Here is a 14,964-nt window from a genome sequence, read left to right as displayed (position 1 = left end):
TATGGTTAGATAGTGAACAGCGTCCCGTGCAGATGTGCGGCGACGCTGTTTTCATGAAAGGACAGGTGGATGGCTTCCGCAGCAGAGCAGCTCGCCGCCAATCTCAATATGAGTTCCTTTGCCAAGGCGACTGAACTCAAGAAGCGTATCTGGTTTACGCTTCTGGCCCTTATCGTTTACCGACTGGGAACATACATTCCTGTTCCCGGTGTTGATGCAACGGTGATGGGTCAGCTGCTGGCACAGCATCAGGGTGGCATTCTGGGCATGTTCGACATGTTCACGGGTGGTGCTCTCGGACGCATGACTGTGTTCGCCCTGAACATCATGCCTTACATCAGTGCCTCCATTATCATCCAGCTTCTCTCTACGGCTCTTCCTTCGATGGAAGCCATGAAGAAGGAAGGTGAGGCCGGTCGTAAGAAGCTTAACCAGTACACGCGTTATCTTACGGTTTTCATTGCGCTATTCCAGGCCTATGGCATCGCCGTAGGGCTTGAGAACATGACCTCTCACGGTGCTAGCGCTGTAGTTATGCCGGGAATGTTCTTCATCGCCTCCTGTGTTGTTACGCTGGTAGGCGGGACGATGTTCCTGATGTGGCTTGGTGAGCAGATCACGTCTCGTGGGGTTGGCAACGGTATCTCGTTGATCATCTTCGCCGGTATTGTCGCAAATCTGCCGCACGCTTTGGCCAGCCTTTTCGAGCTTGGCCGGACAGGAGCTCTGTCTCCTATCTTTGTCATGATCTTCCTTGTGCTCGCGATCGCGACCATAGCGTTCATCGTGTTCATGGAGCAGGCTCAACGGCGTGTTGTTATTCAATACCCGAAGCGTCAGATCGGTAATCGCATGTTCGGTGGTGACTCCACGCACATGCCACTGAAGGTAAACACAGCGGGTGTGATTCCACCGATTTTTGCATCCTCGGTTCTTCTGATTCCAGTTACGATTTCAGGCTTCATGAACGGGCATAACATGCCTGGCTGGCTCTCGGTTCTCGGGCAGCAGCTGGGGCAGGGACAGCCGCTTTACATGCTGTTTTACGCAGCAATGATCCTGTTCTTCTCGTATTTCTATGCGGCTGTGACTTTCAATCCGGAAGAAACTGCCGAGAACCTGCGTAAGCAGGGAGGCTTCATTCCCGGTATTCGTCCCGGGGCGAGCACGGCGTCCTATTTTGATCGTATTCTGTCCAGATTGACGACCATTGGCGCGCTCTATCTCGTCGTTGTTTGCCTGCTGCCACAGATCCTGATCAGCAAATATAATGTGCCGTTCTACTTTGGTGGCACGAGCCTGATCATTATTGTGTCGGTCACGATTGATACAGTGACGCAGGTCCAGTCTCATCTGGTGGCTCATCAGTATCAGGGGCTAATCCGGAAACAGCGTAGTCGTGGATCCCGAAGCTCGGGGCCTGGAGGGAGCAAGCGTCGATGAACATCATTCTTCTTGGCCCTCCCGGCGCGGGGAAGGGAACTCAGGCGAAACGTCTGGAGCAGTTATATGGTCTGAAGCAGATCTCTACCGGAGATATGCTTCGTGCTGAGGTTGCTGCGGGTACGCCGATCGGACGGGAAGCAAAAGCGATCATGGAGCGGGGGGAATTTCTTCCTGATCCAATTATGGTCAAGATGATCCAGGGGCGCATTTCTCAGCCGGACTGTGCTCAGGGTTTCATTCTGGATGGCTTTCCGCGTACAGAAAGTCAGGCGGAAGCGCTTGATGCCATGCTGGGTATGGATGGACTGAAGATTGACGCAGTCATTCTTCTGGATGTTGCGGAAGATCAGCTCGTAGAGCGTATTGCTTCCCGGACAACTGAGGATGGTACCCGCCGCCCGGATGATAATCCGGAAGTGGTGCGGTCACGCCTGGATATCTATCGCCGTCAGACTGCTCCTATCCTTCCATATTATGAAAAGGCCGGACGTCTGAAGCGTGTGGATGGCATGCAGGGTGTTGATGAGGTGGGTGCCGAAATCGACGTGATCCTCGGAAAGACGACAAAAAATTGATTGAATGACCAATGATCACGCAAAAGTGATCATTGGCATTTGACTCAAGGGGGGTGCCCGCTATATTGCGCGCCCTCGACATATCTGCAGCGTGAGTGCGGCCTGGGTTCCGGAATCGGACTGGGACTGACGTCAGCTGCGATGCAATCGATCCGGTTCCGACCGGGCATGAAACAGGCTGACGCGGTCCATTGACCGCGTCGATGGGAGAATTGGCGTGGCACGTATTGCCGGCGTAAACATTCCGACCAACAAGCGGGTGGTCATCAGCCTGCGCTATGTCTACGGCATTGGCCCGTCGACCGCGCAGGCAATCTGCAGCAAGCTCGGTATCCCCGAGGCAAAGCGCGTTAACGAACTGTCTGACGACGAGATCGTGAAGATCCGTGAGCTGATCGACGGCGAATACCGCGTCGAAGGTGATCTGCGTCGTGAGACGGCCATGAACATCAAGCGTCTGATGGATCTGGGCTGCTACCGCGGTCTGCGTCATCGTCGCGGTCTTCCGGTCCGCGGTCAGCGTACGCACACGAATGCCCGTACCCGTAAGGGTAAGGCTGTGGCGATTGCTGGCAAGAAGAAGGTCACGCGCTAATTCGCGCCTGACTGCTTCACTCTGACGCTTTTCGCTAACTTTTAGGACGACCTCTATTATGGCTAAGGCCGCAGCACCGCGCATTCGTAAGAAAGAGCGCAAGAATATCATCTCTGGCGTTGCTCACGTGCTTTCCACGTTCAACAACACCATGATTACGATCTCCGACGCGCAGGGTAATGCAATTGCATGGTCCTCCTCGGGCGCACAGGGCTTCAAGGGCTCGCGTAAGTCCACACCGTATGCTGCTCAGGTTGCAGCTGAAGACGCAGGCCGCAAGGCTCGCGAACACGGTATGGAAACGCTTGAGATCGAAGTGTCCGGTCCGGGTTCGGGGCGTGAAAGTGCTCTTCGCGCGCTGCAGGCTGTTGGCTTCACGATTACGTCCATTCGTGACATGACGCCGGTGCCGCATAACGGCTGCCGTCCGCGTAAGCGTCGTCGCGTCTGAGTGATGCTGTGCTGCGCATCCCTGGGGATGCGCAGCATGTTTTGTGATTGCATCTTCTACCGCACGATCCGTGCGGGCCAGGTGCCGCCAATTTTGTTGGCGGGCTTCGTTGTTTGAAAGGCCACGACCTTGGTTCTCCAGAAAAACTGGCAGTCCCTCATCAAGCCGGAGAAGCTTGAAGTCGAGCCCGGCCCGGTTGCCTCGCGCATCGCCACCGTCGTGGCGGAGCCGCTGGAGCGCGGCTTCGGTATGACGCTCGGCAACGCGCTGCGTCGTATTCTTCTGTCTTCCCTTCAGGGCGCAGCAGTAACTGCCATCCAGATTGATGGCGTTCTGCATGAGTTCTCTGCTGTTCCGGGTGTGCGCGAAGACGTGACGGACATTGTCCTTAACGTTAAGCAGCTCGCACTGCGCATGCATGGTGAAGGCCCGAAGCGCATGATTCTCACGGCGACTGGTCCGGGAGAAGTGACGGCAGGGCAGATTCAGGCCGGTCATGACATTGAGATCATGAATCCTGACCTCGTGATCTGCACTCTTGATGATGGTGTGAAACTCGGAATGGAGTTCACCGTCAACATGGGTAAGGGCTACGTTGCGGCTGCTGCAAACCGTCCGGAAGACGCACCGATCGGCATGATCCCGATTGATGCCATCTACTCGCCGGTTCGTCGCGTGTCTTACAAGGTCGAGCAGACCCGCGTTGGTCAGGTTACTGACTACGACAAGCTGCTGCTGACGGTTGAGACGAATGGTGCTGTAACGCCGGAAGACAGTCTGGCTCTTGCTGCGCGTATTCTGCAGGATCAGCTTCAGCTGTTCATCAACTTTGATGAACCGCGTCCGGTCCAGCACGAAGAGCCGCAGGATGACCTGCCGTTCAACCGCAATCTTCTTCGCAAGGTTGATGAGCTTGAGCTTTCGGTGCGTAGCGCCAACTGCCTCAAGAACGACAACATTGTTTATATCGGCGATCTGGTGCAGAAGTCCGAACAGGAAATGCTCCGTACGCCGAATTTCGGGCGTAAGTCGCTCAACGAGATCAAGGAAGTTCTCACCGGTATGGGGCTGTCGCTCGGCATGAGCGTTCCGGCCTGGCCGCCCGAGAACATCGAGGATCTGGCCAAGCGTCTCGATGAGACGTTTTGAGAACTTCTTAGGGTAAGGAAAACTAGCAATGCGTCATGGTGTGAGCGGGCGTAAGCTCAATGTCACCTCTTCTCACCGCGCTGCCATGTTCCGCAACATGGCCGTCGCACTCATCAAGCACGAGCAGATCACGACGACGCTGCCGAAGGCGAAGGAACTTCGCCCGGTTGTCGAAAAGCTGATCACGCTTGGCAAGCGCGGCGATCTGCACGCTCGTCGTCAGGCTTTCGCACAGCTGCGTGACGACACGATCGTCAGCAAGCTCTTCAGCACGGTCGCAGAGCGCTACAAGACGCGCTCTGGCGGTTACTCCCGTGTTCTGAAGGCTGGCGTGCGCTACGGCGACAACGCTGACATGGCTGTCATCGAACTCGTGGAGCGCGATGCAGATGCAAAGGGCCAGGACAGCGGTCCGAAGCCGGTTGCAGAAGAGCAGGAAGCCGCCTGAGGCTCCTTTCTTCGCGAATAGAAAAAGGCCGGTGCAGTCATGCATCGGCCTTTTTTTTATTCTTCGGTTCACATTCCCGTGCCAAGTGTGTAGTTTTGCCACATCTCTTGCAGGACGATTCCCGTCCGGTTTTTGTAACCGGCTTTTTCTCCCTTTTTATTGGGGCGGAGAGGATATTTTTGAACGCAGGCAATCTGTCAGCGTCTTTTCATTCTGCATCATTTTGAGAAACGGGTCCGAGCACTCTCGTAGGGCCCGCAACGACGCATCCCATATCTGTTTCGGCAATGAGGTCGAGGCAGGTTCGTGACGCGCCTACGCCTGGAGAGCATGAACATGTCCGAAACAGCCGCACCAAAACGCGGGCTAGCGGAAATTCTTGGCATCCCACGCGCCCTTTTCTGGGCTTTTGTTGGTCAGCTTCTATTTATGGTCGGGGATGGCGTCGAAGCCGGGTACCTTGACACTTACATGCTGCATCACGGCCATTCCCAAGGGTTCGTTAACGAACTCTTCACCTTGTATGGCATCACCGTCATGATCGCAGCCTGGTTCTCCGGGCCTCTGTCTGATCTTATGGGGCCAAAGAAGGTCATGTGGATCGGGCTGGTCCTGTGGTCCGTGCTGGAAGTCTGCTTCCTGACTTTTGGACTTGGACCCAATAGCGGGCCGATGATCCTTTTTTTCTATGCACTGCGTGGATTTGCCTACCCTCTGTTCGCGTATGGTTTCCTTGTGTGGATTGCTGCCGCTACGCCGGCCGCCATGCTGGGTTCAGCTGCTGGCTGGTTCTGGTTCTCGTTCTCCGCGGGCCTGCCGATGCTTGGTTCGCAGTTCGCCCGCTACACGATTCCATATCTTGGCGAACTCAAGACGTTCTGGTGCTCGCTTGGTCTGGTGATTGTCGGCGGCCTTATTGCGCTTCTGTTTACGCATGAACCCACAGGCAAGAAACGCCTTCTGCCGGATCATGTTCCAACCAAGGATATTTTCTTTGGCTCGCTGAGCATTATGTGGCGTGAGCCAAAGACGACGATTGCGGGCATTGTTCGTATCGTTGATACGTCTTCGGAATATGCCTTCCTTGCGATTATGCCGGCGTTCTTTGTGGACCAGTTGCACTTTACTCTTGGTCAATGGCTGAACCTGCTGTCGCTGATCTTCCTGAGCAACATTCTTTTCAACCTTGTTTCCGGCATGGTTGCTGACATGCTGGGTCATCGTTTTGTGGTGGCGGTTTTCGGTGGTATAGGTGGTTTCATAGCCATTCCCCTGTTCTACTATGTGCCGCTCTGGTTCCCGGGTAATTTCTGGGCCGCTGCTGCTGCCGGTATCTTCTATGGTTCTACCGTTGCGGCTTTCGTACCGCTCTCGGGTCTGATGCCGCAGATCTGCCCTCGTGAGAAAGCTGCTGCACTTTCTATTCTCGGATTGGGCGCAGGTGCTTCTACCTGGGTTGGGCCGGCAGTTGTGTCTCTGTGTGGCGCCGTATTTGGTCCCGGTTTGAATTATGTAATCTGGACGTTTGCTGTGATCTATCTTGCCTCTGCCGGCATGACGCTGGCTCTCAAGATTTCTCCGGAAGCTCGTCGCTATACGGAGGAGGCTGCTGCCCGGGGCGAAGTGACGACTGCTGTTGGTCACTAAAGCTATCGGTCACATTTCCGTCTTCAAGGTCTAAGGAAACAGGGGTGGTTCTTTATCGAACCGCCCCTGTTTCTGTATGGTGTGAATGAAATGATTATGGAGCTTTGAAACGATGGATGCAGATCTGGCACCGTATCTGGATGAAACAGTTCCTTCTTTGCAGAAAGGGGCCGAGCGTCTTGTGAATTGTGACTGCGTCAAGAAAAATATTGGCACTGTTGCAAATGAGAGCCGGGCTCTGCTGGCAGATCTGATGGTGGATCAGCCGTTTTTCTTGCTTTTGTGCGCATTCGTCAGCGGTCTGTTGTTGGGACGGAGTCTTTTTTCGGAAAAGAAACCTTCCTGAGGCATATGACGTTACGACATGACCACGACCTGTAATTCGAGGATCATGTCCCATGCTGCACTACGCTATCGTTTTCTTTATCATTTCCATTATTGCCGGCGTGTTCGGCTTTTCGGGGATCTCCGCTGCTACGGCGGGTATCGCTAAGCTTTTCTTCATTATCTTCCTGGTTCTTGCCGTGCTGGCAATTCTCGCAGGTGTAGCCGGGCTGCACGCTCTCTAAGAGCTTTCAGCATCGCTCTATGAGGGCATGAAACATGAAAAAGGGCGGGTACCGGTAGGGTCCCGCCCTTTTTGCTTTCATCGCCCGTTCTTGTCTTTCTGAATGAAGGACGGGAGAAGCGGATTATCTGTTTGGAGAGACGCTTTGGTTGGTAGGTCTTTCGTGCTCCAGCCGCCTCCCAGATCTGTCAGAAGAGCAACTTCAGAATTGAATTGCTGCTGCCGGATACTCAGTTGAGTTTGTTCATATTGCAGGGCAGTCTGCTGCGCCGTGATCACGGTGGTGTAGATCTGGGTGCCGGCAAGATATTCGTTCATTGACACCCGAACCGCAGCCTGAGCGCTTTCAACGGCCTGATTCTGAAGTGTCAGCTGTTGTTCCAGATAATGGAGGTTGGACATCTGGTCTTCCGTGTCCTGCATGGCAGCCAGGACTGTCTGGCGATAGGTCGCCACCGCATTATCGTAGTCCGCTTCTGCCTCACGAACAGCGGCAGTTCGAGCGCCACCCTGGAAGATCGTTTCTGTTGCCGCGGCCCCAAGACTCCAGGTTCGTGTCGCTGTCTGAATCAACTGCTGCAACGGGTTCCCGCTGTATCCATAGGACGCGGACAGCGTAATTTCCGGGAAGAAGGCCCCGATCGCGTAGCCGATTTCCGCATTGTAAGCTTCCATGTTCCGTTCAGCCTGAGCGACATCCGGGCGACGCTCAAGGATCATGGATGGGAGGGCGACAGGTGCGGCTGGGATGGTTTTCGGAAGCAGTGCAGATGCAATTGTCACGTCTGCAGGTGCACGACCGGTCAGAACCGCTATAGCATGTTCATATTGGGCGCGGGCAACATGGGCATTGGCCAGGCTGGCTTCCGTTGATTGCAGAAGATACTTCGCCTGAAACACGCTTGTAGGATCTGCGACGCCGGCTTCAAGCTGGTTCTGCAGGATTTTCAGATTGTCCCGGTACAGCCCGACATTACGCGCGTAGAGGTCGATCAAGCTGTCCTGATACCGCAGGCTGAAATAGTCTTGAGCCAGAGTGAGCTGGTAAGATAGGCGCATACTGGCGACGAGGGCCGCATCGCCCTGTGTCGCTGCAACCTGTTCCTGAATCTGTCTGCGAATTTTGCCCCAGACGTCCACAGTCCAACTGGCTGAAGGACCGGTGGCCCACGTGTTACTCGTATAGGACTGGGTGGAGTTGTAGGTGAAGCCGCCGCTCGTGCTGGTAGTGCTGCTGCCTTGGGAATTGCGGTTGAAGCTGAAGTTTCCACTCAGGGTTGGATAGAGACTGGCCTTGATGGAATCGATTGTTGCCGCAGCCTTGCGATACTGCGCCTCATATTCTTTCAGACTCTGATTGGATGTCGCGACGCGTTCTTCCAGATCGTTCAGGAGCGGATCATTGAAGATGGTCCACCAGTCTCCTTTGGGCATGAGAGCCAGGTCAGGCTGTGCCTTGTTCCATCCTGCTGGCGGTGGAACTTCCTTGAAATGCGGAGAAATGATCGCCGAGGGACGATGGTAATTCGGTCCGACCATGCAGCCGCTCAGGAAAGGCAGGGCGGCGGCTCCCAGAAGAAGAGCGCGCAGGGAAGGCATGCGAAGGGCGGTCATCAGATTTCCGTTTCCCGGGGCGAGATGTGAAGCAGGATGGCAAAGTGATGCCGGACGCAGCCGAGCATCTTGCCGAAACGATCGAGATAAAGAAACACGACGGGCGTGCTGTAGAGTGTGAGAAGCTGGCTGACCATCAGGCCGCCGAGAATGGCGATGCCGAGCGGCCTGCGTAGTTCGCTGCCATATCCATTTCCAAAAACAAGCGGCACGGCGCCAAATGCGGCAGCCAGAGACGTCATGAGGATGGGACGAAAGCGTAGGATGCTGGCTTGATGAATGGCCTCAAAAGCGGTCGCACCCTCACGTTGGGCAACAAGGGCGAAGTCGATCAGCATGATGGCGTTTTTCTTCACAATGCCGATCAGCAGAATGACACCGATCATGGCCATCAGTGAAAATTCCTGTCCGAAAACCTGAAGGGCCAGCAAGGCCCCGACGCCAGCGGAAGGAAGGGTAGAGAGGATGGTCAACGGGTGGATGAGGCTCTCGTAAAGCATCCCCAGAACAATGTAGACCGCCGCCAGAGCTGCAAGGATCAGCAGGGGTTCATCACTGACGGATTTCTGGAAAGCCGCCGCGTTCCCTGCGAAACCACCGTGAATGGTGGGCGGAACATGAAGTTTGACCATGGCAGCTTCCACAGCCTGAACGGCAGGCCCGAGTGAGGCGCCAGGGGCAAGATCAAAGGAGACCGTTGTGGCGACCGACAGACCGTCATGATTCACTGTCAGAGCCGTGTTTGTCATTCTCTGATGACCCAGAACTCCAAGTGGAATCATGTTCTCCGAACTGGTCGTGACAGCCGCACCACTTGAGGCCGATTTGCCGCCAGCGAGAGAGTTGGCAACAGAGTTGACGTAGGATTCCTCGCTCTGGGACAGGGTGGTGGATGTCGTGCTGGACCGTGCGCGGATGTTGTTGGAGGATGTGCCACCGGCCGCAGTGCCACCTGAGGCACTGACCCACATCTGCTTCAGGGTCTCAGGGCTTTCCCAGTAACGGGGCGCCACTTCCATGACCACATGATACTGGTTCAGGTTGCCGTAAATCACCGATGCAGAGCGCTGGCCGAAGGCGTCATAGAGCGTATTGGCGATCAACTGCGGGGTGATGGAATAACGGGAGCTCATGTCGCGATTGATGGCAATCGCAATGGCCTGACCTCCTTCTTCCACATTGGACGATACATTCATCAGGAGAGGAATTCGGGAGAGGGCGGCAACAATTTTTGGCGTCCACTCGTACAGCTCTTCAGCCGATGGCCCTTCCAGCGAATACTGATAGGACGCATCTCCGGAGCGTGCACCAACACGCACGGGTCCTGGAGCCATAAGGCGCAGTTGGGCTCCGGGAACGTTGGCGAAAGCCTTGTTAAGGCGTTGAACGGTTTTCGCCAGACTATCCTTGCGATCTTCCTTCGGCTTGAGAGCAATAAACAGATTGGCCGAGTTCGCAGAGCGGCCGCCTGCGCCTCCCATGACGCCAGCAACGTCCTTATCCGCCGCGACAACTTTCATGGCGCGGGCCGTGATCTCCTTCAGAGACTGGAAAGATACGGACTGGTCCGCCACCAGGCGCCCCATGAGCTGGCCAGTGTCTTCGGAAGGGAAGAAGCCTTTTGGCATCTTCACGAAAAGAATGCCTGCCAGAAGGAGCGTGGCGGGAAGAGAAAGAACGACCAGGAAAGGATGTTTGAGACCCCAGCCGAGGGAGAGGTCATACCCTCTTGCCACGCCGTCAATCATGCGCTCCAGAAAGGAACCGATCTTTCCCCAGAATGTCTGACTGTTCGCTGGTGCGGCATTAAGGATCATGGCGCTCAGCATCGGGGTCAGTGACAAAGACAGGATCATCGAGATGGTGAGTGTAATGACCATCACCATCGCGAATTCGTGGAACAGCCGTCCGGCAACGCCACCCATGAACATGATGGGTGCGAATACGACAACCAGAGACACTGTGATCGACAGAACCGTGAAAGCGACTTCACTGGCTCCGAGCACGGCGGCTTCCAGGCGCTCATGGCCCATTTCCATGTATCGCGTGATGTTCTCAAGCACGACGATGGCATCATCGACCACAAAACCGGTCGAAATGGTCAGGGCCATCAGGGACATGTTGTCGAACTGGTATCCCATCAGGGCCATGACGCCGAACGTTCCGATGATGGATACCGGGACGACGACAGCCGGGATAAGGATGGCCGAGAAACTGCGCAGGAACAGCAATACGACGATGACCACCAGCGCAACGGCAATGATGAGGGTCTGCTTCGTATCGTTCAGAGACGCTCGAATGGTCTTGGATCGGTCGATCATGACGTTGAGATGGGTGTTGCCCGGCAACGCCGACTGGAGAATGGGCAGGCGCCTGCGGATCCCATCCACGGTCTTGATGACGTTCGCGCCACCTTGCGTGAAAACCGTGCAGATGATTGCGCGCTGACCATTGTGAAAGCCTGTCTGCCGGAGATCCTCGACACTGTCATTGACTTCCGCAACGTCCGTCAGACGTACCGGCTGACCGTTACGGTAGGCAATGACCAGCCCCCGGTAGTCTTCGGCTTTGCTCGCCTGATCGTTCGTTGACAGCATCAGGCGGGTGCCGTGCGAGTCAATGAAACCTTTGGGGGTATGGGCATTCGCTGAGGCGAGGGCTGCCCGGACGTCCTCGAACCCGATGCCGTAACGGAACAGGCGTAACGGGTTCAATTCGACACGAACGGCGGGCAGAGAACTGCCTCGGATTTCGACTTCCCCAACGCCTTCCACCTGACTGAGCTGCTGGGTCAGGACATTGCTTGCAAACTCGTAGAGTTCCTGTGGAGTCCGGGTGTCGGACGTCAGTGTCATGGCAACGACTGGCGGCCCGTTGGAATTGGCCTTGTCGTAGGTTGGGTTTGTGCGAAGGGTTGAGGGAAGGTCCTGTCTTGCGCCTTGCAGTGCTGACTCAACATCCCGGGCAGCCCCGTTGATGTCTCGTGAGAGGTCGAACTGGAGCGTGATGCGCGTCTGGTTGACCGTGGATTCAGACGTCATTTCCGTGACGCCTGAAATGGCTCCCAGATGGCGCTCCAGTGGAGCAGCAACCGTGCTGGCAATCTCGGAAGGAGAACCGCCAGGCTGATTGGCCATCACCATGATGACCGGGAAGTCCACGTTCGGGAGGTCGGCAACGGGGAGGCTGAAGTAGCCAAGAGTGCCGGCGATCACGAGCGCAACGGCCAGAAGGGTTGTCCCGACTGGCCTCATGACGAAGAGGCGAATCAACGTCACGGATTGCTATGCGGGCTGGGGGACGGTGCCCGGCCAGCGTGATAGCGCTGCATCAGCGTGCGCGTTCTGCGACCGATCCCGTCCATGAACAGGTAGATGACCGGTGTGGTGAACAGGGTCAGCATCTGCGACAGCATCAGGCCGCAGACGATGGCGACACCCAATGGGCGGCGCAGTTCCGATCCGACGCCATGGCTCAGCATCAGAGGGAGGGCACCGAACAGGGCGGCGAGTGTCGTCATCAGAATGGGACGGAAACGCAACAGGGCCGCCTGACGAATGGCTTCCAGTGGCGTATGTCCCTCAAGACGCTCCGCCTCGAGGGCGAAGTCGATCATCATGATGGCGTTCTTTTTCACGATGCCGATCAGCAGCACGATGCCGATGATGCCCATGATGTCGAGATCCATCCCGAACAGGTAAAGACCGATCAGCGCTCCGATAGCTGCGGAGGGGAGCGTGGACAGGATCGTGATGGGGTGGATGAAGCTCTCATAGAGAATTCCCAGCACGATATAGACCGCGATGACGGCCGCCATGACCAGCCAGATCTCATTCGTCAGGGAGGAACGGAACGCTGCCGCTGTTCCCTGAAACGCGGTCTGGAACGCAGGGGGCAGGCCGATGCTCTGTTCCACACGCTCGATGGCGTTTGTTGCAGCGCCCAGTGAGTATCCCTTGGCCACGTTGAACGAAATCGTCGTGGCAGGGAACTGGCCGTAATGGCTGATGAGCAACGGTGCCAGGCTATGGGTGATGGTTGTGACCTGCTTGAGCGGCACCAGACCGGACGTCGGCTGACGTGTTGGTCCGGATGTGCTGCCTCCGGCTTCCGATGAAATGCCCGGGAGATAAAGCTGACTCAGGGAAGTCAGGTCGTTCTGCAGTTCCGGCAGGGCTTCCAGAATGACACGATACTGGTTGGCCTGCGTGTAGATCGTGGAGATCTGACGCTGGCCGTAACTGTCATACAGAAGGTTGTCCACGGTCTGCGGCGTAATGGAATAGCGAGCACCCGTTGCACGATCGAGGGAAAGCTGCGCAACCAACCCCTCGGCCTGAAGATCGGATGTGACGTCTGCGAGGGACGGCTCTTTCTGCAGCTCAGCCACAAACCTCGGCACCCAGGTCTTGAAGGTGTCATAGTCCGGGTTTTCCAGCATGAACTGGTACTGGGTCGCCGAGATTGAGGAATCCAGCGAGAGGTCCTGACTGGGCTGAACGAAAAGCTGCGTTCCGACGACATTCTGGCCGAGTTGTCCCAGACGCTGAAGGGTGGTTGTCAGGTCAGATGTACGATCGTCTCGCGGCTTCAGGTTGATGAGGAACCGCCCAACGTTCATCGTCATGTTCTGGCCGTCGATCCCTACGAAAGACGAAATGCTGGCGACGTCCGGATCCTTGAGGATTTCTGCGCCCAGTGCCTGCTGGCGGTCTTTCATGCCCTCGAAAGAAATGGCCTGTGACATGACCGAAATGCCCTGAACAACGCCGGTATCCTGCGTCGGGAAGAAGCCTTTCGGGATCGTGTAGGCCAGAACGCCTGTCAGGATGATCGTGCCAAGCGTAACCAGAAGCGTTAGCCCGCGGAAGCGGAGAACCACATCGAGCCACCGACCATAAAGCGCGATCATGCCATTGATGCCGCGCTCGGTTGCGTTGGAGAGGCGCCCCCACATGCCGTGACTTGCGGATGGAGCGTGCGTGTCCGTCAGCATCCGGGCGCACATCATCGGGACCAGCGTGATGGAGACGATAGCGGAGATCACGATGGTGATCGACAGTGTCATGGCGAATTCGTGGAACAGGCGTCCAACGACATCTTTCATGAACAGCAGCGGGATCAGCACTGCGATCAACGAAACGGTCAGCGAGATGATCGTGAAGCCGATTTCACCAGCACCCTTGAGAGCGGCTGTGTAACGGTCTTCGCCAGCTTCGATGTAGCGGGCGATGTTTTCGATCACCACGATGGCGTCATCAACCACGAAGCCGGTCGCGATGGTCAGGGACATCAGCGACAGGTTGTCGAGCGAGAAGCCAAGCAGGTACATCGCTGCCATGGTGCCCACGAGGGACAGCGGGACCGACAGGCTTGGAATGATCGTGGCGGGAACGTTCCGCAGGAAGACGAAGATCACACCCACAACGAGCAGCATGGCAAGGCCAAGCTCGTACTCCACGTCCTCAACGGAGGCACGAATGGTGGTGGTCCGGTCCGTCAGCGGCGTGATCTCGATGCCCGGCGGCAGGTCCTGCTTGAGCTGTGGCAGGATGCGCAGAACGTTATCCACGACACCGATCACGTTCGCGCCGGGCTGACGCTGAACGTTCAGGATCAGGGCAGGTGTCTTGTTCGACCATGCTGCGAGCTGGCTATTCTCAGCACCCTCTACAACTGTGGCGACATCCCGGACACGGATCGGGCCATTATTCTGATAGGCGATGACCTGGTTCATCAGTTGCTCGACGGACTGGATCTGTCCGTCAATGCGCAGGGAGGTCGAACGCTTGGGCCCGTCGAACGTGCCGGTCGGGGAATTGACGTTGACTGTCGTGATGATCGTGCGCAGCGTGTCGATCGCGATGCCGTAGGAGGTCAGCTTTGGGATGTTGACCTGAATGCGGTAGGCCTTGCGATTGCCGCCTGACAGCGTCACGAGACCAACGCCGGAAATCTGGCTGATCTTCTGCTCAAGACGCGTGTTGACGTAATCTTCCACTTCCGGGAGTGGCATCGTCTTGGATGTGATGCCCAGCGTCAGAACGGGTGTGTCTGCGGGATTGACCTTGGCATAGATCGGGGGCGCCGGAAGGTCCGTCGGAAGCAGGGACGTCGCGTTGTTAATCGCCGCCTGAACTTCCTGCTCGGCCACGTCCATAGACATGTCGAGGCCAAAGCGCAGGGTGATGACCGATGCGCCGCCAGAGGACTGGGAGGTCATCTGGTCAAGGCCTGGCATCTGGCCAAGCTGCGTCTCAAGCGGAGCGGTGACGGACGTGCTCATTACGTCCGGGCCAGCCCCCGGATAGGAAGTCGAGACCGTAATCGTCGGGTACTCGACCTGAGGTAGCGCTGAGACAGCAAGGAAATGGTAGCCGAGCAGACCGCTCAGCAGGATGGCGAACATCAGGAGGCTGGTGGCAACCGGACGCTCGATGAACAGGCGGGACGGATTCACGGTCTTGCTGT

11 protein-coding genes are annotated in these 14,964 nt (G+C 56.5%); 8 read left to right on the top strand and 3 right to left on the bottom strand.

Features of this window, described 5'->3' with window-relative positions:
* Positions 1-69 precede the first annotated feature (69 nt).
* The 8 genes from secY (at position 70) to B7444_RS01820 (ending at position 6,880) form a co-directional block, all read left to right on the top strand.
* The gene (gene secY, locus B7444_RS01860) at positions 70-1,443 is read left to right on the top strand and encodes a preprotein translocase subunit SecY (RefSeq protein WP_007282741.1); all 1,374 of its coding nucleotides are present in this window, start codon (positions 70-72) and stop codon (positions 1,441-1,443) included.
* Positions 1,440-2,021 carry an adenylate kinase gene (locus tag B7444_RS01855; RefSeq protein WP_007282742.1) on the top strand — a complete coding sequence of 194 codons (582 nt, stop codon included), beginning with the start codon at positions 1,440-1,442 and terminating at the stop codon, positions 2,019-2,021. Before secY ends, B7444_RS01855 begins: the two co-directional genes overlap by 4 nt.
* A 217-nt stretch (positions 2,022-2,238) precedes the next feature.
* Positions 2,239-2,616 carry a 30S ribosomal protein S13 gene (gene rpsM, locus B7444_RS01850; RefSeq protein WP_007282743.1) on the top strand — a complete coding sequence of 126 codons (378 nt, stop codon included), beginning with the start codon at positions 2,239-2,241 and terminating at the stop codon, positions 2,614-2,616.
* Between the two features lie 58 nt (positions 2,617-2,674).
* On the top strand, positions 2,675-3,067 hold the full coding sequence (rpsK, locus tag B7444_RS01845; RefSeq protein ID WP_007282744.1) for a 30S ribosomal protein S11: 393 nt from the start codon (positions 2,675-2,677) through the stop codon (positions 3,065-3,067).
* 129 nt (positions 3,068-3,196) lie between these two features.
* Entirely contained in the window at positions 3,197-4,216 is a 1,020-nt protein-coding gene (locus B7444_RS01840; RefSeq protein WP_007282745.1) for a DNA-directed RNA polymerase subunit alpha, read from the top strand.
* Between the two features lie 28 nt (positions 4,217-4,244).
* The gene (gene rplQ / locus B7444_RS01835) at positions 4,245-4,664 is read left to right on the top strand and encodes a 50S ribosomal protein L17 (protein ID WP_007282746.1); all 420 of its coding nucleotides are present in this window, start codon (positions 4,245-4,247) and stop codon (positions 4,662-4,664) included.
* A 330-nt stretch (positions 4,665-4,994) separates the two neighbouring features.
* Entirely contained in the window at positions 4,995-6,311 is a 1,317-nt protein-coding gene (locus B7444_RS01830; protein WP_048843624.1) for an MFS transporter, read from the top strand.
* A gap of 398 nt (positions 6,312-6,709) precedes the next feature.
* On the top strand, positions 6,710-6,880 hold the full coding sequence (locus B7444_RS01820; RefSeq protein ID WP_007282750.1) for a DUF1328 domain-containing protein: 171 nt from the start codon (positions 6,710-6,712) through the stop codon (positions 6,878-6,880).
* 77 nt (positions 6,881-6,957) lie between these two features.
* Here B7444_RS01820 and B7444_RS01815 read toward each other — a convergent pair whose 3' ends face one another.
* Genes B7444_RS01815 through B7444_RS01805 form a run of 3 tightly spaced genes read right to left on the bottom strand, consistent with a single transcriptional unit; the run spans position 6,958 to position 14,953 of the window.
* Positions 6,958-8,493, bottom strand: coding sequence for an efflux transporter outer membrane subunit (locus B7444_RS01815; protein WP_007282751.1), 1,536 nt, complete (start codon positions 8,491-8,493; stop codon positions 6,958-6,960).
* Positions 8,493-11,771 carry an efflux RND transporter permease subunit gene (locus B7444_RS01810; RefSeq protein ID WP_007282752.1) on the bottom strand — a complete coding sequence of 1,093 codons (3,279 nt, stop codon included), beginning with the start codon at positions 11,769-11,771 and terminating at the stop codon, positions 8,493-8,495. Before B7444_RS01810 ends, B7444_RS01815 begins: the two co-directional genes overlap by 1 nt.
* Complete coding sequence (locus B7444_RS01805; RefSeq protein WP_007282753.1) at positions 11,768-14,953, bottom strand: efflux RND transporter permease subunit; 3,186 nt, start codon at positions 14,951-14,953, stop codon at positions 11,768-11,770. Before B7444_RS01805 ends, B7444_RS01810 begins: the two co-directional genes overlap by 4 nt.
* Positions 14,954-14,964 lie beyond the last annotated feature (11 nt).

Origin of the sequence: Gluconobacter thailandicus F149-1 = NBRC 100600 (assembly GCF_000964465.1) — a bacterium.
Classification (GTDB): domain Bacteria; phylum Pseudomonadota; class Alphaproteobacteria; order Acetobacterales; family Acetobacteraceae; genus Gluconobacter; species Gluconobacter thailandicus.
Note: the sequence above shows the minus strand (reverse complement) of the source record. Positions and strands in the feature narration are given on the sequence as shown.